General features: G+C 73.3%; 17 protein-coding genes. 10 read left to right on the plus strand and 7 right to left on the minus strand.

All coding sequences use genetic code 11. From position 1 onward, the window contains the following. Positions 1 to 10 precede the first annotated feature (10 nt). A complete protein-coding gene (locus ABD330_RS16830; RefSeq protein ID WP_344465726.1) occupies positions 11 to 505 on the plus strand; it encodes a DNA-binding protein in 495 nt (164 codons plus the stop codon). A 118-nt stretch (positions 506 to 623) separates the two neighbouring features. On the opposite strand, the gene ABD330_RS16835 is transcribed toward ABD330_RS16830, so the two are convergent. The 3 genes from ABD330_RS16835 to ABD330_RS16845 form a co-directional block, all read right to left on the minus strand. Further along, complete coding sequence (locus ABD330_RS16835; protein ID WP_344465728.1) at positions 624 to 1,217, minus strand: GNAT family N-acetyltransferase; 594 nt, start codon at positions 1,215 to 1,217, stop codon at positions 624 to 626. 54 nt (positions 1,218 to 1,271) lie between these two features. Next, positions 1,272 to 1,931, minus strand: coding sequence for a nitroreductase family protein (locus ABD330_RS16840; protein WP_344465730.1), 660 nt, complete (start codon positions 1,929 to 1,931; stop codon positions 1,272 to 1,274). A gap of 206 nt (positions 1,932 to 2,137) precedes the next feature. After that, the gene (locus ABD330_RS16845; RefSeq protein WP_344465732.1) at positions 2,138 to 3,775 is read right to left on the minus strand and encodes an ABC-F family ATP-binding cassette domain-containing protein; all 1,638 of its coding nucleotides are present in this window, start codon (positions 3,773 to 3,775) and stop codon (positions 2,138 to 2,140) included. 309 nt (positions 3,776 to 4,084) lie between these two features. Between ABD330_RS16845 and ABD330_RS16850 the strand changes: the two genes are divergently transcribed. From ABD330_RS16850 to ABD330_RS16860, 3 genes are all read left to right on the plus strand, one after another. After that, positions 4,085 to 5,692 (plus strand): ABC-F family ATP-binding cassette domain-containing protein, encoded by a 1,608-nt coding sequence (locus tag ABD330_RS16850; RefSeq protein WP_344465734.1) that lies wholly within the window; start codon positions 4,085 to 4,087, stop codon positions 5,690 to 5,692. 115 nt (positions 5,693 to 5,807) lie between these two features. Next, entirely contained in the window at positions 5,808 to 6,038 is a 231-nt protein-coding gene (locus ABD330_RS16855; protein WP_344465736.1) for a hypothetical protein, read from the plus strand. After that, complete coding sequence (locus tag ABD330_RS16860) at positions 6,038 to 6,409, plus strand: toxin Doc (RefSeq protein ID WP_425555556.1); 372 nt, start codon at positions 6,038 to 6,040, stop codon at positions 6,407 to 6,409. Before ABD330_RS16855 ends, ABD330_RS16860 begins: the two co-directional genes overlap by 1 nt. Positions 6,410 to 6,423: 14 nt before the next feature. Here ABD330_RS16860 and ABD330_RS16865 read toward each other — a convergent pair whose 3' ends face one another. Then, the gene (locus ABD330_RS16865) at positions 6,424 to 7,119 is read right to left on the minus strand and encodes a Pr6Pr family membrane protein (protein WP_344465738.1); all 696 of its coding nucleotides are present in this window, start codon (positions 7,117 to 7,119) and stop codon (positions 6,424 to 6,426) included. Positions 7,120 to 7,329: 210 nt separating this feature from the next. Between ABD330_RS16865 and ABD330_RS16870 the strand changes: the two genes are divergently transcribed. The 4 genes from ABD330_RS16870 to ABD330_RS16885 are packed head-to-tail and all read left to right on the plus strand — an operon-like array spanning position 7,330 to position 13,047. Continuing rightward, on the plus strand, positions 7,330 to 8,448 hold the full coding sequence (locus ABD330_RS16870) for a CaiB/BaiF CoA transferase family protein (RefSeq protein ID WP_344465740.1): 1,119 nt from the start codon (positions 7,330 to 7,332) through the stop codon (positions 8,446 to 8,448). Positions 8,449 to 8,468: 20 nt separating this feature from the next. Then, positions 8,469 to 9,611, plus strand: a complete 1,143-nt coding sequence (locus tag ABD330_RS16875) for an acyl-CoA dehydrogenase family protein (RefSeq protein WP_344465742.1) — start codon at positions 8,469 to 8,471, stop codon at positions 9,609 to 9,611. A 21-nt stretch (positions 9,612 to 9,632) separates the two neighbouring features. Beyond that, positions 9,633 to 10,847: an acetyl-CoA C-acetyltransferase gene (locus tag ABD330_RS16880; RefSeq protein ID WP_344465744.1), complete on the plus strand. Its 1,215-nt coding sequence runs from the start codon at positions 9,633 to 9,635 to the stop codon at positions 10,845 to 10,847. 31 nt (positions 10,848 to 10,878) lie between these two features. After that, the gene (locus ABD330_RS16885) at positions 10,879 to 13,047 is read left to right on the plus strand and encodes a 3-hydroxyacyl-CoA dehydrogenase NAD-binding domain-containing protein (protein ID WP_344465746.1); all 2,169 of its coding nucleotides are present in this window, start codon (positions 10,879 to 10,881) and stop codon (positions 13,045 to 13,047) included. A 91-nt stretch (positions 13,048 to 13,138) separates the two neighbouring features. Here the strand turns inward: ABD330_RS16885 and ABD330_RS16890 are convergent, their stop codons facing one another. Beyond that, the gene (locus tag ABD330_RS16890) at positions 13,139 to 13,864 is read right to left on the minus strand and encodes a MerR family transcriptional regulator (protein ID WP_344465748.1); all 726 of its coding nucleotides are present in this window, start codon (positions 13,862 to 13,864) and stop codon (positions 13,139 to 13,141) included. A gap of 183 nt (positions 13,865 to 14,047) precedes the next feature. On the opposite strand from ABD330_RS16890, the gene ABD330_RS16895 reads away from it, so the two are divergent. Then, the gene (locus ABD330_RS16895) at positions 14,048 to 15,760 is read left to right on the plus strand and encodes a hypothetical protein (RefSeq protein ID WP_344465750.1); all 1,713 of its coding nucleotides are present in this window, start codon (positions 14,048 to 14,050) and stop codon (positions 15,758 to 15,760) included. Between the two features lie 53 nt (positions 15,761 to 15,813). On the opposite strand, the gene ABD330_RS16900 is transcribed toward ABD330_RS16895, so the two are convergent. Beyond that, complete coding sequence (locus ABD330_RS16900) at positions 15,814 to 18,027, minus strand: hypothetical protein (protein WP_344465752.1); 2,214 nt, start codon at positions 18,025 to 18,027, stop codon at positions 15,814 to 15,816. 224 nt (positions 18,028 to 18,251) lie between these two features. Here ABD330_RS16900 and ABD330_RS16905 point away from each other — a divergent pair, with 224 nt between their 5' ends. Continuing rightward, positions 18,252 to 18,383, plus strand: a complete 132-nt coding sequence (locus tag ABD330_RS16905) for a DUF6126 family protein (protein WP_344465755.1) — start codon at positions 18,252 to 18,254, stop codon at positions 18,381 to 18,383. A 117-nt stretch (positions 18,384 to 18,500) separates the two neighbouring features. Here ABD330_RS16905 and ABD330_RS16910 read toward each other — a convergent pair whose 3' ends face one another. Further along, positions 18,501 to 19,523: an isopenicillin N synthase family dioxygenase gene (locus ABD330_RS16910; protein WP_344465757.1), complete on the minus strand. Its 1,023-nt coding sequence runs from the start codon at positions 19,521 to 19,523 to the stop codon at positions 18,501 to 18,503. Positions 19,524 to 19,747: the final 224 nt, after the last annotated feature.

A 19,747-nucleotide genomic window follows, 5' to 3' on the forward strand; every position in this document is an offset into this window, starting at 1 on the left:
GCTGGGTGACATGTCGTCAACTCACCTTCCTTCCCCGCAGTCCGACCCCGCCGCCGCCTCCGACCCTGCTGCGGACCCCGCCGCCGGTGCGGATGTCTTCGATGCGCCGGATCCGGAGGAGGCCCGGGCTCGCCGGGTGTACGCGTCCCTGTTCCGGATCGCCGAGCGGCACGCCGCCACCGACGACCAGCGCCGTCGCCAGGTGCACCCGGCCGTCCTCGGGCCGCACGAGGCGGTGCGGCTGGTGGCCTTCCTGCTCTCCGGTGCGGCCGAGGCGGCCGACGGCGAACCGGCCGTCGACCGGGCCGACATCACCGCCGCGCTGACGCTGCTCCCGCTGGTCCGCGCCGAGTTGGACGAGCTGGAGACCGGCCTGCTGCGGATGGCGCGCGGGCGCGGTATGACCTGGCAGGAGGTCGCCTTCGGCCTGGGCCTGAGCAGCCCGCAGGCGGCCCGGCAGCGCCACGAGCGGCTCGCGGAGCGCACCGACCCGGACCGGGTCTGAGCCCGGTCGGCAGAAGCTCCCCGGCGCCCCGCGCCGGCGGGCGGGCGCGGGGCGAGGAGCGCGGCCGTCGGCCCCCGGAGCGGTCACGGGGGCCGACGGTGTGTCAGTGGGCCGGCCGTCAGACCCCGGCCGGCTCGGTGATCCAGATCAGCTTGCGGCCGCTCTCGGACGGGGCGGTGATCGCGGAGTCGATCACCCGGTCGAGCCGGTAGCCGAGCTTGCGCGGGACGGCGGCGCTGGCGCCGTTCGCCTCGTCGCAGTGGATCTCCACCCGCTCGATGCCGGGCAGCGCGAGGGCGGCCTCGGTCAGCGCCCGGGCACACTCGGTGGCGATGCCCCGGCCGTTGTGCGCGGCGTCGACCCAGTAGCCGATCTCCAGCGCGCCGGCGCCGATCCGCCCGTGCAGGCCGAACGCGCCGATCACGCTGCCGGGTACGGCGTCCAGGCCGATCAGGTACATGAAGTCGGTGCCCTGGTCCCAGGAGACGATCCCGGCCTCGACCATCGCCTCGCTCTGCTCAAGGGTCGGTTCGAGCTTGGCCCAGGGCATCCACGGACGGAGGTGTTCGAGGTTGGCGCGCACGGCGGCGTTCAGCTGCTGGGCGTCCCCCACCGCGCGGCGGCGCAGGGAGACCCCGCCCGCGAGCGGGAGCACCTCCGGCGGACGGCCGGTGCTGACAGGGGTGACAGGTTCTTGGGCAACGTGACTCATGGCAGGATTATCGCCGTCAGCAGCCGGTCCGACCAGCGCTTTTCCTCGACCATGTCAGAGCCGGACCAGCACCTCGTCGAGGTCCTTGCGGCGCAGATCGGGCACTCGGGCGCCCTCGGCCGGGTAGCCGACCGGGATGACGTACGCGGCCCGCTCCTCGGCCGGGCGGTCGCACACCTCGTTCAGGAAGCGCATCGGGCTCGGCGTGTGGGTGAGGGTGGCCAGGCCCGCCTGGTGCAGCGAGGCGAGCAGCAGGCCGACCGCGATGCCCACCGACTCCTTGGTGTAGTACGGGCGGGGCGAGTCCGGGCCCTTGTGCACCTCGAAGACCACGATCACGGCGGGCGCGTCCTGGAGGAAGGGTTTGCGCCAGTCCGTCCCGATCGGCGCCAGCGCGGCGAGCCACTCCTCGGAGGCCCGGTGCGCGTAGAACTCGCGCTCCTCGGCCTCGGCCGCCTCGCGCAGCCGCCGCTTGCGCTCCGGATCGGTCATCACCACGAACCGCCAGGGCTGCACGTGTGCGCCGCTGGGCGCGGTCGACGCGGTGCGGATCGCCCACTCGATCACCTCCTCGGGGATCGGGCGGGTCGAGTAGTCACGAACCGTCCGGCGCTGGGCCATCACGTCGTGGAAGGACCTGCTGCGGGCCTCGGCCTCGTGGGCGGGGACCGTCATGGGCTGGAGCGGGACCGTCGGGTGGGCATCGTCAACCATGGGCGACAGCACACCACACGACGGCCCGATTGGACCAGACCACTTGGGCAATCGATCAAGCGAAATCAGGGGCGCGTGGGGGTGCCTCCCGGCCGAAGGCTGGGGGAGAACTGCGCGAAGTCGGAAGGTGCGGACCGTTGCCCTGCCGCTTCGCGCAGTTCCCCGCGCCCCTGTCTATGGCTGATCGAGTGCCGAATGGCGAAGCCTCAGCTCTCGCTGACCTTCCCGGCCGCGACCTCGATCCGCCGGTTGACCGTCACGGCCTCCAGCATCCGCCGGTCGTGCGTCACCAGCAGCAGCGTGCCGGTGTACGAGGAGAGTGCCGACTCCAACTGCTCGATGGCAGGCAGGTCCAGGTGGTTGGTCGGCTCGTCCAGCACCAGCAGGTTCACCCCGCGCGCCTGGAGCAGCGCCAGCGCCGCCCTGGTCCGCTCGCCGGGTGAGAGGGTGCCGGCCGGGCGCTGCACGTGGACCGCCTTCAGTCCGAACTTGGCCAGCAGCGTGCGGACCTCCTCCGAGGTCAGCTCGGGCACCGCCGCCTCGAACGCGGCCGACAGCGCCTCGTCGCCGAGGAACAGCCCACGCGCCTGGTCCACCTCGCCGACCACCACGCCGGAGCCCAACGAGGCGCTGCCGCCGTCCAGTTCGAGCCGCCCGAGCAGGGCCGCCAGCAGGGTGGACTTGCCCGCGCCGTTGGCGCCGGTGATCGCCACCCGGTCCGCCCAGTCGATCTGCAGGTCCACCGGCCCGAAGGCGAAGTCCCCGCGCTGCGCGGAGGCCCCGCGCAGGGTGGCCACCACCGAACCGGAGCGCGGCGCGGCGGCGATCTCCATCCGCAGCTCCCACTCCTTGCGCGGCTCCTCGACCACGTCCAGGCGCTCGATCATGCGCTGGGTCTGCCGGGCCTTGGACGCCTGCTTCTCGGTCGACTCCGCCCGGGTCGCGCGGGCCTGCTTGTCGTTGTCGCTGGACTTGCGGCGGGCGTTGCGGACGCCGTGCTCCATCCACCCGCGCTGCATCCGGGCCCGCGCCTCCAGGCCGGCCTTGGTGTCGGCGTACTCCTCGTAGTCCTCCCGCGCGTGCCGCCGGGCCACCGCGCGCTCCTCCAGGTACGCCTCGTACCCGCCGCCGTACAGGTTGATCTGCTGCTGGGCGAGGTCCAGCTCCAGCACCTTGGTGACGGTGCGGGCCAGGAACTCGCGGTCGTGGCTGATCAGCACGGTGCCCGCGCGCAGGCCCTTGACGAAGGACTCCAGCCGCTCCAGGCCGTCCAGGTCCAGGTCGTTGGTGGGCTCGTCGAGCAGGAAGACGTCGTAGCGGGAGAGCAGCAGCGAGGCGAGGCCGGCCCGGGCCGCCTGCCCGCCGGAGAGCGCGGTCATCGGCAGGTCCAGGCTCACCTTCAGCCCGAGCGAGTCGGCGACCTCCTCGGCCCGCTCCTCCAGGTCCGCGCCGCCGAGGTCCAGCCAGCGGTCCAGGCTGGTGGCGTACGCGTCGTCGGAGCCGGGACGCTCCTCGACCAGGCCCTCGGTCGCCTCGTCCAGCGCGGCCTGCGCGGCGGCCACCCCGGTACGGCGGGCCAGGAAGTCGCGCACCGACTCGCCCGGGCGGCGGTCCGGCTCCTGCGGCAGGTGGCCGATGTTGGCGGACGGCGGGCTGAGCTTCAGCGACCCGCCCTCGGGGGTGTCCAGCCCGGCCAGCAGCCGCAGCAGCGTCGACTTGCCCGCCCCGTTGGCCCCGACCAGCCCGATCACGTCGCCGGGGGCGACGACCAGGTCCAGGCCGGAGAAGAGGGTGCGGTCGCCGTGGCCGGCGCTGAGGTCCTTGACTACGAGAGTGGCGCTCATGATGCCCCGATTCTACGGGCCCCGGGAAAAGCCGTTGCGGCCCCTCGGGCACGGTCCTACCGTGGGTACCCGCCGGCACCGAACAGCCGGCACTGAAGACTGGAGAAGGCCGTTGCTCTACTGAGGTCATGAGACACCGCCCCCCGCGCACGCTCTCCGAGCGACGAGCGCGGCGTGTGAGCGTGCGACCTCAGCCCTGAGCAGGCTTCCCGTGTACTCCGCCGGGTCCTGCCCGCTCCGTCGCCCGTACCAGCGGTGTCTCCCGTGTTGCTACCTCCACCTCTCAGCAACCACCCCAGGAGGCCATCCATGGCGCATCCGACCACCTCCATCCTCTGCACCGACCTCCGCTTCGAGTGGCCCGACGGCAGCACCGTGCTGGACGGTTTCCACCTCGCGGTCGGCCCCGGCCGCACCGGGCTGATCGGCCTGAACGGCGCCGGGAAGTCCACCCTGCTGCGCCTGCTGGCGGGCGAGCTGACCCCGGCCTCCGGCACCGTCCGGGTCGACGGCGAGCTCGGCTACCTCCCGCAGGGGCTCACCCTCGACACCGGGCAGCGGGTGGACGAGGCACTCGGCATCCGGGCCGCCCGCGCCGCGCTGCACGCCATCGAGTCCGGCGACACCGACGAACGGCACTTCACGGCCGTCGGCGACGACTGGGACGTCGAGGAGCGCGCCCGCGAGACCCTCGACCGCCTCGGCCTGGACCGGCTGGACCTCGACCGCACCACCGGCGAGCTGTCCGGCGGCGAGGCGGTGCTGCTGCACCTCGCCGCACTCCTGCTGCGCCGCCCGGACGTGCTGCTGCTCGACGAGCCGACCAACAACCTGGACCGGCGGGCCCGGGCCCTGCTGTACGAGGCGGTGGCGGGCTGGCAGGGCGCGCTGGTCGTGGTCAGCCACGACCGCGAACTCCTCCAGCACGTCGACCGGATCGCCGACCTGCGGGACGGCGAGGTCACCTGGTACGGCGGCAACTTCGCCGACTACGAGCGGACGGTCGCCGCCCAGCAGGAGACCGCCGAGCGCCTGGTCCGGGCCGCCGAGGCCGACGTCCAGCGCCAGAAGCGCGACCTGGCCGAGGCCCGGATCAAGTTGGAGCGCAGTGCCAGTTACGGCAAGAAGCGCGCCGTCACCCGCAACGACCCGAAGATCTTCGCGGGCAAGTTCAAACGGCAGGCCGAGGAGACGGCGGGCCGGGTGAAGGGCATGCACACCGAGCGGCTGACCGAGGCGAAGGAGCGGCTCACGGCGGCGGAGGACGCCGTCCGCGACGACGCGGAGATCCGGATCGACCTGCCGCGCACCGCCGTTCCCGAGGGGCGGACGGTCCTGAACCTCGACCACGTCCGCCTCACCCACGGCGGCACGGCCCACCTGGAGCTGCGCGGACCCGAGCGGGTCGCCCTGGTCGGACGCAACGGCGCGGGCAAGACCACGCTGCTGCGGACCATCGCGGGCGAACTGAGCCCGGTCGAGGGCGAGGTCGGCACACCCGTACCGCTGCGCTACCTGCCGCAGCGCCTCGACCTGCTGGACGACCGGCTGTCGGTGGTGGGCAACGTGAAGGCGTACGCCCCGGCGGCCGGCGACAACACCGTCCGCGCCCGGCTGGCCCGCTTCCAGTTCCGGGGCGGCCGGGCCGACCAGCCCGCCGGCACCCTCTCCGGCGGCGAACGGTTCCGGGCGACGCTCGCCGCCCTGCTGCTCGCCGATCCGCCGCCGCAGCTCCTGCTGCTGGACGAGCCGACCAACAACCTCGACCTCGCCAGCGTCCGCCAGCTCACCCAGGCACTGGCCTCCTACCAGGGCGCGCTGATCGTGGCCGGCCACGACCTGCCGTTCCTGCGCGGGATCGGCGTCACCCGCTGGCTGGAGCTGGACGGCGACCTGCGGACGGTGGACCCGATGTAGCCGCCGTCCGTCCGGCGGGGCGCCCGAGACGGCGGCCCGCCGGGCGGCGGCAGGCTGCCGTCCGGGCGTCCGGAGGCCGTTCCCAGAGCGGTACCGCTCCGGTACCATCGGGCCCATGCCAGCGCTCAACATCGAGTACACCGAGCACGAACTAGCCGCGATCCGCGAGGCCGCCGCCGCGGACGGCAAGAGTGTGAAGGCGTACGTCCACGATCTCAGCGTCCGGGAGCAGCAGCGGCGGACGTTCGTCAACCACGCGGTGACGTTCTGGAACGAGCACGTGGCGGAGTTCGACGCCGCGTTCCCCGAGGACGCGCCGGGCGCCAAGCGGACCGCTGTCGTCTGATGCCGCTGAACGTCGACATCCGGTGGCTGCTCGATGTCCAGGAGCAGGCCTCGCCGGAGGACCTCACCGTCCGCGACTACTCGGCGCTGCAGGCCGCCGTCGCCCGGCACCGGGTGAACACCGCGCAGCTCGGGCACGACGCGGACCCGTCCTGGTGCGCGGCGGCGCTGATGCACACCATCGTGCTGCTGCGCCCGCTGCCCGTGCGCAACAACCTCTACGCCTGCATGACGACGGCGGCGTACATGCACGCCGCCGGGGAGGGCATCGACCCGCCGTACGGCGCGCTGGTCGAGCTGGCCCGGGATGTCGCCGAGGCCCGGGCGGACGTCTTCGCGGCCGCCGACCGGATCCGCTCCTGGCGGATCTGACCGGCGGCCCGCCGTCACGCGTCGGTCGTGGCCGGTGCCTCGACGGGCGGTGCCTCGACGGGCGCCGCCGGGGCCGGCCGCAGCTTGCGGGCGGCCTTCGTCCCGAGCCGGTCCAGCCCGACCACCGCTGCCGCCAGCACGATGAACTCCACCGTGAGCTGCGCGATCTGGCCGCCGACCCAGGCGTAGCCGTTGCTGGTCGGGTCGAGGAAGAAGTAGGGGTAGGCGTTGGGGAAGTGCGGGAAGAGAGCGCCGCGCAGCAGGGTCAGCCCGGCGTAGCCGAGCGGAAAGGAGAGCCAGAGCGGCAGGTCGCGCCAGCGCGAGGCGTTGCGCGGCTTCAGGCAGAGCCAGTCGATCATCACCATGACCGGTGTGACGTAGTGCAGGAAGAAGCTCGACCAGTTCTGCAGGCGGTCCGGGCCGGAGGTCAGGCCGGGCAGCGGGTCGGCGCCGTGGTTGAGGATCACGTGGGCGACGATCCCGGTGATGGTGATGTAGAGCACGGCGGCGCCGCGCAGCCGGGGGGCCGGGGCGTCGGTGGTGCCGCGCCTGGCCATCCAGTAGAGGGCGCCCGCGAAATAGCCGAGCACGATCACGTTGCTCTCGATGGTGAAGTACACCAGCGAGGCGGTGCCGAGGATGAGCCCGAGCCCGGCCGAGAGCACGATGCCGAGGCGCCACCAGAAGGCGGGGCGGTTCCAGACTGTCATGCGGGCACCAGCTTCTTCGTGCGGATCGGTTGCCGCACTCTACCCACCGGTAGTCGGCCGGGGAAAGCCGACCGGACCGGGTGAATCCGGATCGATACGCCAGGCCCGCCGGTCCTTTCGCGGCTCGCGCCGCTCTTGTTACCGGCCGGTCGCTTCTCTATCATCGCCAGTGTTACAGCTCTACTGTCAAACCTCTCTCGGGGGTAGCGGATGACGGCGACAGCGGGCCACGGGCCGTTGGTCGGGGTGCGGGTGGTCGAACTGGCGGGCATCGGCCCCGGGCCGTTCGCCGCCATGCTCCTCGCCGACCTCGGCGCGGACGTGGTGCGGGTGGACCGCCCGACACCCCCGGCGCTCGGGCCCGACCCGGCCGTCGACGTGACCAACCGCAACAAGCGCTCCGTGGTGATCGACCTGCGCGCCCCCGAGGGCCCCGGCCTGGTCCTCGACCTGGTCTCCCGCGCCGAGCTGCTGATCGAGGGCTACCGCCCGGGCGTCGCCGAACGGCTCGGCGTCGGCCCCGACACCTGCCTGGCCCGCAACCCCGCCCTGGTCTACGGCCGGATGACCGGCTGGGGACAGGACGGCCCGCTCGCCGCCGCCGCCGGGCACGACATCGGCTACGCCGCCACGGCCGGCGTGCTCGGCCTGATCGGCGAGCCCGACGGCCCGCCCGCCATCCCCGCCAACCTGCTCGGCGACTACGCGGGCGGCTCGCTCTACCTGGTGGTCGGCCTGCTGGCCGCCCTGCACCACGCCCGCGCCACCGGCACCGGGCAGGTGGTCGACGCCGCCATCGTGGACGGCGCCGCGCACCTCACCTCGATGCTCTGGGGCCTGCGCGCCGCCGGCCTCTGGCAGGACCGGCGCGGCACCAACCTGCTGGACGGCGGCGCGCCCTGCTACTCCGTGTACCGGACGTCGGACGGCGGGCACATGGCCGTCGGCGCGCTGGAGCCGCAGTTCTACGCCGAGTTCACCCGGCTGCTGGAACTCGGCGAGGACGCCCCGGCGCAGTTCGACATCCCGCGCTGGCCCGAACTGCGCACCCGGATCGCCGCCCGCTTCGCCACCCGTACCCGGGCCGAGTGGACCGAGCTCTTCGAGGGCACCGACGCCTGCACCGCACCCGTCCTCACCCTCGACCAGGCCGCCGCGCACGAGCACCTGGTGGCGCGCGGCACCTACACCGTCCAGGACGGCATGACCCAGCCCGCCCCCGCCCCGCGCTTCTCCGCCACCCCGGGCGCACTGCGCCGCCCGCCCGCCGTGCCCGGCGCGCACACCGCCGAGATCGCCAGGGACTGGGACCTGCCCCACCTCAGCTGACAACGCAGAAGGAGAATCCGGTGCAGCGCGAGCTATACACGCAGGAGCACGAGGCCTTCCGGGAGACCGTCAAGGCCTTCCTGGCCAAGGAGGTCCTGCCGCACCACGACCGCTGGGAGCGCGAGGGCATCGTCGACCGCAGCGCCTGGCTGGCCGCCGGGCAGCAGGGGCTGCTCGGCCTCGCCGTCCCGCAGGAGTACGGCGGCGGGGGAGAGCCCGACTTCCGCTACGCCGCCGTGCTCTCCGAGGAGTTCACCCGCGCCGGGGCCAGCGGGCTCGCGCTCGGCCTGCACAACGACATCATCGGGCCGTACTTCACCGCCTTCGCGAACGAGGAGCAGAAGGCGCGCTGGCTGCCGGGCTTCTGCTCCGGCGAGCTGATCTCCGCCATCGCGATGACCGAACCCGGCGCGGGCTCCGACCTCCAGGGCATCCGCACCACCGCGACCGACCAGGGCGACCACTACCTGCTGAACGGCTCCAAGACCTTCATCTCCAACGGCATCCTCGCCGACCTGGTCGTGGTGGTCGCGAAGACCACGCCCGAGGGCGGCGCCAAGGGCCTCAGCCTGCTGGTGGTCGAACGCGGGATGCCCGGCTTCGAGCGCGGCCGCAACCTGGACAAGATCGGCCAGAAGGCCCAGGACACCGCCGAGTTGTTCTTCGACGACGTCCGCGTCCCGAAGGCCAACCTGCTCGGCACCGAGCACGGCGCCTTCCTGCACCTGATGCAGAACCTCGCCCAGGAGCGGCTCGCCATCGCCGTCTCCGCCATCGCGGGCGCCGAGTACCTGCTGGAGATCACCACCGAGTACGTCAAGCGGCGCGAGGCGTTCGGCAAGCCGCTGGGCAAGTTGCAGCACGTCCGGTTCGAGATCGCCGAGATCGCCACCGAGTGCGCCGTCACCCGCACCTTCGTCGACCGCTGCATCACCGAGCTGAACCGCTACGCGCTCACCCCCGCCGACGCCTCGATGGCCAAGTGGTGGGCCACCGAACTGCAGAAGCGCACCGCCGACCGCTGCCTCCAACTCCACGGCGGCTACGGCTACATGACGGAGTTCCCGGTGGCGAAGGCGTTCACCGACGGGCGGATCCAGACCATCTACGGCGGGACCACCGAAATCATGAAAGAGATCATCGGCCGCTCCATCCTCGGCTGACTGCTAAGAAAGGCACCCACCGTGACCACCGAAGCGTACGTCTACGACGCCATCCGCACCCCACGCGGCCGGGGCAAGGCCAACGGCTCGCTCCACGGCACCAAGCCGATCGACCTCGTGGTCGGCCTGATCCACGAACTCCGCAGCCGCTTCCCGGGGTTGGACCCGGCCGCGATCGACGACATCGTGCTCGGCGTGGTCACCCCGATCGGCGACCAGGGCTCCGACATCGCCAGGACGGCCGCCATCGCCGCCGGGCTGCCCGACACGGTGGCCGGCGTCCAGGAGAACCGCTTCTGCGCCTCCGGTCTGGAGGCCGTCAACCTGGCCGCCGCCAAGGTCCGTTCGGGCTGGGAGGACCTCATCCTGGCCGGCGGCGTGGAGTCGATGTCCCGCGTCAAGATGGGCTCCGACGGCGGCGCCTGGGCGATGGACCCGATGACCAGCTACGAGACGAGCTTCGTCCCGCAGGGCGTCGGCGCCGACCTGATCGCCACCATCGAGGGCCTCAGCCGCACCGACGTGGACGCCTTCGCCGCCGAGTCCCAGGCCCGCGCCGCCAAGGCCTGGGCCGACGGGAAGTTCGACCGCTCGGTCGTACCGGTCAGGGACCGCAACGGACTCGTGGTGCTCGACCGCGACGAGTTCATCCGCCCCGGCACCACCGTGGAGAGCCTGGCCGGGCTCAAGCCCTCGTTCGCCGGGATCGGCGAGGCGGGCGGCTTCGACGCCGTCGCGCTGCAGAAGTACCACTGGGTCGAGCAGATCGACCACGTCCACCACGCGGGCAACTCCTCCGGCATCGTCGACGGCGCCGCCCTGGTCGCGATCGGCAACCGCGAGATCGGCGAGCGGTACGGGCTGCGCCCGCGCGCCCGGATCGTCTCCGCCGCCGTCTCCGGCTCCGAGCCCACCATCATGCTCACCGGGCCTGCCCCCGCCACCCGCAAGGCGCTCGCCAAGGCCGGACTGAACGCGTCCGACATCGACCTGGTCGAGATCAACGAGGCGTTCGCCGCCGTCGCCATGCGCTTCATGCGCGAACTCGGCTTCAGCCACGAGCAGGTGAACGTCAACGGCGGCGCCATCGCCCTCGGCCACCCGCTCGGCGCCACCGGCGCGATGCTGATCGGCACCCTGATCGACGAGCTGGAGCGGCGCGACCTGCGCTACGGCCTGGCCACCCTCTGCGTCGGCGGCGGCATGGGCGTCGCCACCGTCATCGAGCGCATCTGACCCGCCTTCCGACTCCTGGAGACACCACCTCATGTCTGACAACACCCCCGCCATCCGCTGGGAGCAGGACCAGGACGGCGTGGTCACCCTCGTCCTCGACGACCCCGCGCAGTCCGTCAACACCATGAACACCGCCTTCCGCGACGCCTTCGAGGGCATCGTGGCCCGGCTCGCCGCCACCGAGGGTCTGCGTGGCGTCATCGTCACCTCCGCCAAGAAGACCTTCTTCGCCGGTGGCGACCTGCGGATGCTCTCCGCCGTCCGGCCCGAGCAGGCGGGCGAGTTCTTCGAGGCGTCGATGGCGCTCAAGCGCGGGCTGCGCGCCCTGGAGCAGCTCGGCAAGCCGGTGGTCGCCGCGATCAACGGCAGTGCGCTCGGCGGCGGCCTGGAGATCGCGCTCGCCTGCCACCATCGGATCGCCCTCGACGTACCCGGCAGCAAGATCGGCCTGCCCGAGGTCACCCTCGGCCTGCTGCCCGGCGGTGGCGGCGTGGTCCGCACCGTCCGGCTGCTCGGCATCACCGACGCGCTGCTCAAGGTGCTGCTCCAGGGCCGCCAGTACCGTCCGGCGCAGGCGCTGGAGGCCGGGCTGGTGCACGAACTGGCCGCCGACCGCGAGGAGATGCTCGCCAAGGCGCGCGCCTTCATCGACGCCAACCCGACCGCCCAGCAGCCCTGGGACGTCAAGGGCTACAAGATCCCCGGCGGCACCCCGTCCCACCCTGCCTTCGCCGCCAACCTCCCCGCCTTCCCGGCCAACCTGCGCAAGCAGCTCGCGGGCGCGCCCTACCCGGCGCCGCGCAACATCCTGGCCGCCGCCGTGGAGAGCGCCCAGGTGGACGTCGACACCGCGATGGGGATCGAGGCCCGGTACTTCACCGAGCTGGCCTGCGGGCAGACCGCCAAGAACATGATCCAGGCGCTCTTCTTCGACATGAACGCTGTCAACTCCGGTGCGGGGCGCCCGAAGGACATCCCCGCCCGGCAGGTGCGCAAGGTCGCGGTGCTCGGCGCCGGGATGATGGGCGCGGGCATCGCGTACTCCTGCGCCAAGGCCGGCATCGAGGTGCTGCTCAAGGACGTCACCGTCGAGGCGGCCGAGCGCGGGAAGGCCTACTCCGCCGGGCTGCTGGACAAGGCGGTGGCCCGTGGCCGCTCCACCGAGGCGCAGCGCGACGAGCTGCTCGGCCGGATCACGCCGACCGCCGACGCGGCCGACCTCGCGGGCTGCGACGCGGTGATCGAGGCGGTTTTCGAGAATCCCGAGCTCAAGCACAAGGTCTTCCAGGAAGTCCAGGACGTGGTGGCACCGGACGCGCTGCTCTGCTCCAACACCTCCACCCTGCCGATCGGCGTGCTGGCCGAAGGGGTCACCCGCACCGCCGACTTCATCGGCCTGCACTTCTTCTCGCCGGTCGACAAGATGCCGCTGGTGGAGATCATCCGAGGGCCGGAGACCGGTGACGAGGCGCTCGCCCGTGCCTTCGACCTGGTCCGCCAGATCAACAAGACCCCGATCGTGGTGAACGACTCGCGCGGCTTCTTCACCTCCCGGGTGATCGGCCAGTTCATCAACGAGGGCGTCGCGATGGTCGGCGAGGGCGTCGACCCGGTCTCGGTCGAGCAGGCCGCCGCGCAGGCCGGTTACCCCGCGAAGGTGCTCTCGCTGCTGGACGAGCTGACCCTCACGCTGCCCCGCAAGATCCGCAACGAGGGCCGCCGGGCGATCGAGGAGGCGGGCGGCAGCTGGACGGCCCACCCGGCGGACGTGGTGATGGACCGGATGCTCGACGAGTTCGGCCGCGAGGGCCGCTTCGCGGGCGCGGGCTTCTACGACTACGAGGACGGCCGTCGCACCCGCCTCTGGCCCGGCCTGCGCGAGCACTTCACCCGGGCGGACGCGCAGATCCCGTTCGAGGACATGAAGGAGCGGATGCTCTTCGCCGAGGCGCTGGACTCCGTCCGCTGCCTGGAGGAGGGCGTGCTCACCTCCGTCGCCGACGCCAACGTCGGTTCGATCCTCGGCATCGGCTTCCCGGCCTGGACCGGCGGCGTGCTCCAGTACATCAACGGGTACGAAGGCGGCCTGGCCGGATTCGCCGCCCGCGCACGCGAGTTGGCCGCCGCGTACGGCGAGCGCTTCGCGCCGCCGGCCCTGCTGGAGCGCCTGGCCGCAGAAGGCGGCAGCTTCTCCGACTGAGCTGGGCCATGGATGCGGGGGCTGCGCGGATGCGGGAGTGGCGGTGTGTGCCCTTCCGCATCCGCGCAGTTCCCCGCGCCCCTGTCTGTGGCTACTCGGGCGAGGGGCGCAACTCGTCGGCGAGGGAGCGTTGGAAGGCGGTGACCAGGGCTTGGACGATCATGGGCTGGATCTGGTCGGTGAGGGTCTTCATGCGTTCCAGCTCGTCCGGGGGCGGGTCGCTCTCGCGGTAGGGCTTCCAGACGGTCTCGCGGAACAGCCGGTGCAGGTCGTGCGCGGTGGCCTGGCTGTGCAGGCGTACCACGGCGCGGGCGGCGACCAGCGTCTCCAGCGGGATCGGCACGTCCAACACCCGTACACCCAGCGGGAGCAGGCCCGGGTCGAGTTCGAAGACGTCCGGGTCGTCGGTGCGGTGCAGTGCGCCCATCGCGCTGAGCCGGTCCACGTCGGCGTCGGAGAGCGCCCGGCCGGCCCGGCGTTCCAGCTGTGCGCGGGTCGCCTCCTCGGCGGTCTCCGGGGTCCAGGAGGCGACCAGGGCGCGGTGGATCGCCAGGTCCAGTGAGCTGATGTCCGGGGGGAGTTGGGCCAGGTAGCGTTCGATGGCGGCCAGTGTGAGGCCCTGCCGCTGCAACTCCTCGATCAGCTCCAGCCGGTCCAGGTGCTGCGAGCCGTAGAGGCCGACCCGGCGCGGGCCGAGTTCGGGCGGCGGGAGCAGGCCCTTGGTGCCGTAGAAGCGCAGCGTGCGGACCGTCACCCCGGCGCGGGCGGCGAGTTCGTCGACGGTGAGTTGCAGCGGTGCCCCGGGTGTCGCTGTCATGGTGCCGCCTTGCCCTCCGCCGTGCCCGCACTCGTCACAGTCGTCACACCGTCGCTGTGACAGCAACAGTGTGACAGTGCGGGCCGAGGCGGTCCAGCGCACCGGGAGCGCCGCCGCTGTCGGCCCGCGCCGCTGCCCGGCCGGAACCTTCAGTAGGCTCGCAGGGCGATCGTCGTATCCGCCGTGCGGGAGGTGTGGGCACTGTTCGCTCTGCTGTCCCGTCTGCTGTCGGCCAGACGCGCCGACGACGACCGGTGGAACACCCGGCCGGCGAAGGCGCACGTCCTCGCGGTGGCCCGGACGCTGACCTCGGCGACCCGGGTGATGGACGTCCTGCCGCTGCTCCGCCCGCAGGACGGGATCGAGCTCTACATCACCGTCAATCCGGGCTCGGCCTTCACCGCCGGGCTGGACGCCTACCTGGAGTCGCTCGACGGGATCACGGTGCTGTCCTGGCACGAGGCCGTCCACCGGAGCTTCGACCTCGCGGTGGCCTGCACGGCGCACCGCTCGATGCACCGGCTGCAGGCCCCGCTGGTCGTGCTGCCGCACGGCGCCGGCTACAACCGGCTGGTCCGCCCGACCACCGGGGACGGGCACTCCCCGGCGGGGCTGTCCCGGCACGAGCTGACCTGGCGCGGCCGGCTCGTGCCGGCCGTGATCGGGCTGTCCCACGAGGAGCAGGCCGAACGGCTGCGGTCGGCCTTCCCGGAGGCGCTGGAGCGGACCAGGGTGGTCGGGGACCCGTGCTTCGACCGGATTCTGGAGAGCCTGACCGAGCGCGACCGCTACCGGCAGCTGCTGGGCGCCGTCGCGGGCCGCAAGCTCGTGGTGGTCAGCTCCACCTGGAGCGAGCACTCGCTGCTGGGGCGCTCGCCCGGGCTGCCGCTGCGGCTGGTCCGGGAGCTGCCGGTCGACGAGTACGCCGTGGCCGTGGTGCTGCACCCGAACATCTGGGCCCGGCACAATCCGCTCGGCCTGCTCCGGGAGGCGCAGGAGTCGGGCCTGCTGGTCATCCCGCCCCGCAGCGGCTGGCAGGCCGCGCTGGTCGCGGCCGACTGGGTGGTCGGCGACCACGGCTCGGTGTCGTTCTACGGCGCGGCCCTGGACCGGGTCACCCTGCTGGCCGCGACCGGCGAACAGGAGCTGGACCCGCGCTCGCCGAGCTACGCCTTCGGACGCGGCGCGCCGGCCCTGGACGTGGACGGCCCGCTGGAGCAGCAGCTGCGGCAGGCGGCCGAGGCCCACGACCGCTCCCGGCTGGCCGCGCTCACCGACCGGTCGCTGGGGGAACGCGGGCAGTCCGCCCGGATCCTGCGCGAGATCCTCTACTCCTACCTGGCAGCGGTGGACGAGCCGAAGGACGACCCCTGGCCGACGCCGTACGCCGACCCCGTGCCGGTGGACGCCGGCCGGGCGACGGCGTACGACGTCCTCGGCGAGGCCACCGCCGAGGGGGTGCGGATCCGGCGCTACCCGGTGGGGCCGGACCACACGGCGGCGCGGGGTTTCTACGCCGTCACCGCCGGGGAGAGCCGGCTGCGCCGCCTCCAGAGCGCCGAGGTGATCGCCCGGACCGAGGCCCGGGCCGAGCCGGAGCCGCTGGTGTGGCTGGAGCAGACCGCCGCCCGGCTGCCCGGTCTCGCGGTGGCCGTCGCCGCGCTCGACGAGGACCGCCATCTGGTGCGGCTGCGCTCCGGCGCGGTGCTGGAGGCCCGGGCGGTACGGACCTGGGGCTCCGCCACGCCCCGGCTGGACCCGGTGGTGCTGGGATCGGCCCTCGCGGTGTGGCAGGCGGCCAACCCCGGAGCGGAGCCGGCCGCCGCCGAACTGGTGATCGTCACGGCGCAGCGCGCCGTCGTCCGGTTCACCGCGCGCCCGGCGGGGCAGAGCTAGGGCTTCGCAGGGCCAGTGCTCTGCAGGGCCAGTGCTTTGCAGAGCCGGGGCTTTCAGGAGCCGCCGCGCTCCGGGGGCGGTACGGCGGCGTGCTGGAGCCGGCCGAGGCGTTCCCGTCCGGCCTGTTCGGCGGCGGTGTCGCCGGTTCGGGCCGCGAGGCCGACGAGCAGTTCGAGGGCCTCCTCCTCCTTGGCGCGCAGTCCCAGGTCGGCGGCCTGTCCGGCGGCCCGGGTGAGCCGGGTGACGGCGGTGGCGGTGTCCCCAAGCCCGTCGTGCAGCCGGCCGAGGAGGATGCCCAGGCGCATCGCCATCGCCCGGTCGCCGGTCCGCTCCGCCTGTCCGGCGGCCTCCTCGGCCACCGCCAGGGCCCGCTGCGGCAGCCGGGCGGCGAGCAGCGCCTGGGCGAGGTTGTAGCTCTGCACGACCACGCCGTGCGAGTCCCCGTGGTTGGCTTCGCGGGCCTTGGTGAACAGGTCGGCGGCGGTCTCCGGCTGTCCGCACTTCAGGCACACCAGGCCTTGGGACTCCCAGAGCATGCCGCGCAGCCGGGGATCGTCCACCAGCGGGAGCAGTTCGGCGGCCAGGTCCAGCTGCTCGGTGGCGTGGGGGTAGTCCGCGAGTTCGTAGTGGGCCCGGGCGAGCTGGTTGCGCATCCGGATCTCCGCGTCCGGGCGGCCGTCCCACCGGGCGGCCTCGACACCGAGGGCGTGGGCGTCGATCCAGTCCGCGTAGAGCTTGCGGCCGTGGTAGAGCGGCCAGAGCGACTCGCACAGCTGCCAGACCGCGCCGTGCCACCCCCGCTCGGCGGCGGCGCGCAGCACGGCCATGAGGTTGGCGCTCTCGCGGTCCAGCCAGTCCAGGTCAGGCGGGGAGTCGGCGGCGGCCGGGTCCGCCGGGTCCGCCGGGTCGGCCGGGCCGTTCGGGTGGACCGGTCCGGCCGGTCCGGCCGGGGGCCGCGGAAGCCGGAACCGGTCGCCGAGGACGACCCGGTCGGCCTCGGCGGCCTTGGCCCGGTAGTAGTCGACGATGCGGAGCAGGGCGGTCTCGTACTCGGCGGCGGGCACCTCGGCCCGGGCCCGCCGACGGGCGTGCAGGCGGACCAGGTCGTGGCAGGTGAACCGGGCCTCGGCGGGTTCCTCCCGCTCCTCGCCGTTCTCGCTGTCCTCGCCGTCCTGCGCGCCGGGCTCGCGGGCCGCCCCGCCGCTGCCGTCGGCGGTCACGTCGACCAGGTGGGCGTCCAGGAGTTCCCCGAGCGGCTCGTCGATCCGCTCGCAGCCTGCGGCGCGCAGGAGTGCGACGGTGAACTGCGGGCCGGGGTGGACGCCGATCAGGCGGTAGAGCCGGCGGCCCGGCTCGGACAGGGCGTCGTAGACCTCGTCGAACGCCTGGTCCACGGTGTCCTCCTCGCTGCCGGCCGGCTTCGGGGCGCGCTGCTTGTCGGCCAGCGCGGCCACCACGCGGTGGACGGGCGTCCCGAGGCGGGAGATCAGCTGGCCGCCGACCGCGTTCAGCGCCAGCGGAAGTCCGCCGCACAGCCGGACCAGCTCGGCCAGGTCCTGGTCACTCCCGCGCCGGGCGCCGAGCCACTGGCGGACCAGTTCACTGCCCGCCCCGGTGGTCAGCGGCGCGACCGTGTGGACCCGGGCACCGTCCAGCGCCAGGCCGTCCAGTCGTCGGCGGCTCGCCACCACGACCAGCCCGTCCGACGGCGTCAGCGCGCGGACCTCGGCGGCATGCTCCACGTTGTCGAGGAAGACCAGGATCCGAAGGCCCGCCGTGACGCTGCGGAACAGGTTCGCGCGGTCGGCCGCCGAATCCGGGACGTCCTCGACCCCGAGCGACCGCAGGAAGCTGCCGAGGATCTCGCCCGTGTCGACGCCGCCGTCGTGGCGGACCGCGCCCAGGTCGGCGTAGAGCTCCCCGCCCGGGAACCGGGCCGCTTCGCGCCGGGCCCAGTAGGCGACCAGTTCGGTCTTGCCGACCCCGCCCAGTCCGGTGAGCACGATGACGACCGGCCCGCTGCCGTCCCCCAGGGCGTGGAGCGCCCCGGTGAGCGCGGCGAGTTCCTCGTACCGGTTGACGAAGACCCGGTGCGGCGGACGGATCTGGTGCGGGGTCCAGCGCTGTGCGGGGGAGTGCAGGTGGACCGTCCCGATGTGGCCGCTCTGGACGAGCTGCCCGACCGTGCCGCCGGTGACGGTGTTGCGGTGCCCCGAGCCGTCCCCCGCTCCGCCGTGCGCGCCGGAGTTCCCCTCGCTGCCCGTCATCCGCGTCCCCTCCTGCCGCCGCGTCCGGGCGCCGCCCGGCCAACCACCAGGGCCAGCCTACGGGCTGATCCGGCGACAGGCCGTGAGGTCGGAGCAGGTCACCCTCCCGCCCGGACCGGGCCGCCGGACCGGGCGGCCCCGGCGGCCGCCCGGCCCGTACGCTTTCGGGGTCGGGAGCCGCCCCCGACCCCGAGAACGAAACCCTGGAGCGAGGAGCACCGGCCGTGAGCGACGCCACCCGTGACGAGAAGAGCAAGCGGAAGGCGATGCTGGTCCGGGCCTCGATCTACATCGCGGGCACCCACCTGTTCGCCGGTTTCGTGATCCTGCTGTTCGCGCTCGGCGGCCGCCACTGAGGTGGACGTCCGCACCACGGCCCGTCCGCACCACGGCCCGTCCGCACCACGGCCCGTCCGCACCACGGCCCGTCCGCACCACGGCCCGGCCGGGCGCGGCCCGGCCGGGCGCGGCCGCTACAGCAGGTCCGCGTGGTGGCGGCGGGTCACCGCCGGGTGGGCGCGGAGGTAGCCCTTCAGCTCGTTGCGGCCGAACTCGGCGAACAGCGGGTTGCCCGGGTCCTGGGTGGCGCCCGGCGCGTGGTGGGCGTGCGGGAACTCCAGCGGCTCGATGTGCGCGTCCAGCCGGGGGTTGTAGAAGAACGGCACGGAGTAGCGCTCCCGGGCCCCGGGCGGACTCACCACCCGGTGGCTGGTGGCCTTGAGATAGCCGTCGGTGGCGACCTCCAGCAGCTCGCCGAGGTTGACCACGAAGGCGCCCTCCAGCGGCGGGACCTCCAGGAACGAGCCGTCCGGGCGCTCCACCTGGAGGCCGCCGACGCTGTCCTGGAGCAGCAGGGTGATGAAGCCGTAGTCCTTGTGCGCGCCGACGCCCTGCCCGGCGCCGTCGGGCGCGGTGCCCGGGTAGCGGACCAGCTTGAGGCGCAGGTGCGGGTGCCCGGCGAAGGCGTAGTCGTAGAAGTCGGGCTTCGCGCCGATCGCGGTGAGCAGCTCGTGCAGCAGCCGGGTCGCGACCCCGCTCAGCCGGTCGATCCAGCCCAGGGTGGCCGTCCGGAGCCCGGGCAGTGCGTCCGGCCACTGGTTCGGGCCCTCCAGCCACCAGTACGCGGGCTCGTCCGGGCCGGGGACGTGCGGCGGCAGCTCCGCGCCGACGTCCAGCTGGTCGCGCCAGTCCTGGCTGCCCCCGGTGCGCTCGTCGCCGGTGCGGGTGTAGCCGCGGAAGTGCGGGGAGTTGAGGTTGCTCACGGAGAGCCGGTCGGCCTCCGGGAGGTCGAAGAAGGCCCGCATCGTGCCGGTCAGCTCGTCGGTCTCGGCCTTGGTGATGCCGTGGCCGGTCAGCTGGAAGAAGCCGACCTCGGTCGCGGCCGCGCGCAGGGTGTCGTGCAGCCGGGCCCGGTCGGCCGCGCTGCCGTCGGCGAGCGAGAGGTCGACCACGGGGAGGCCGGTGGTGGGGGTGGAGGAGAGGGACTGCTGCGTCATGGGTGTCATCCGCTGGGTCTCGTTACCCCGGCCGGGTCCGGCGGGTGGCCGGAGACTCCGCAGCCGCCGCGAACGGGTGGGCGGGTGCTGCGGTGCCGGGGAGGGGGTGTGCCCGGAGGGCGGGAGGGTGGTGAGGGTCAGCCGGAGCGTCGACAGGACATGCTCGTGACGCGGAGCAGGTCCACGTGGCGACGGCTGACAAGAATGAGCACGTCACCAGACTA

The sequence above is a fragment of the Kitasatospora kazusensis genome, assembly GCF_039529945.1.
GTDB lineage: Bacteria > Actinomycetota > Actinomycetes > Streptomycetales > Streptomycetaceae > Kitasatospora > Kitasatospora kazusensis.

Excerpts from the sequence above, each read along its gene's own strand:
- ABD330_RS16870 (WP_344465740.1), top strand. The coding sequence starts at position 7,330 with ATGACGGCGACAGCGGGCCACGGGCCGTTGGTCGGGGTGCGGGTGGTC.
- ABD330_RS16830 (WP_344465726.1), top strand. The coding sequence starts at position 11 with ATGTCGTCAACTCACCTTCCTTCCCCGCAGTCCGACCCCGCCGCCGCC.
- ABD330_RS16850 (WP_344465734.1), top strand. The coding sequence starts at position 4,085 with ATGGCGCATCCGACCACCTCCATCCTCTGCACCGACCTCCGCTTCGAG.
- ABD330_RS16910 (WP_344465757.1), bottom strand. The coding sequence starts at position 19,523 with ATGACGCAGCAGTCCCTCTCCTCCACCCCCACCACCGGCCTCCCCGTG.
- ABD330_RS16835 (WP_344465728.1), bottom strand. The coding sequence starts at position 1,217 with ATGAGTCACGTTGCCCAAGAACCTGTCACCCCTGTCAGCACCGGCCGT.
- ABD330_RS16885 (WP_344465746.1), top strand. The coding sequence starts at position 10,879 with ATGTCTGACAACACCCCCGCCATCCGCTGGGAGCAGGACCAGGACGGC.
- ABD330_RS16845 (WP_344465732.1), bottom strand. The coding sequence starts at position 3,775 with ATGAGCGCCACTCTCGTAGTCAAGGACCTCAGCGCCGGCCACGGCGAC.
- ABD330_RS16865 (WP_344465738.1), bottom strand. The coding sequence starts at position 7,119 with ATGACAGTCTGGAACCGCCCCGCCTTCTGGTGGCGCCTCGGCATCGTG.
- ABD330_RS16890 (WP_344465748.1), bottom strand. The coding sequence starts at position 13,864 with ATGACAGCGACACCCGGGGCACCGCTGCAACTCACCGTCGACGAACTC.
- ABD330_RS16860 (WP_425555556.1), top strand. The coding sequence starts at position 6,038 with ATGCCGCTGAACGTCGACATCCGGTGGCTGCTCGATGTCCAGGAGCAG.
- ABD330_RS16900 (WP_344465752.1), bottom strand. The coding sequence starts at position 18,027 with ATGACGGGCAGCGAGGGGAACTCCGGCGCGCACGGCGGAGCGGGGGAC.
- ABD330_RS16840 (WP_344465730.1), bottom strand. The coding sequence starts at position 1,931 with ATGGTTGACGATGCCCACCCGACGGTCCCGCTCCAGCCCATGACGGTC.
- ABD330_RS16855 (WP_344465736.1), top strand. The coding sequence starts at position 5,808 with ATGCCAGCGCTCAACATCGAGTACACCGAGCACGAACTAGCCGCGATC.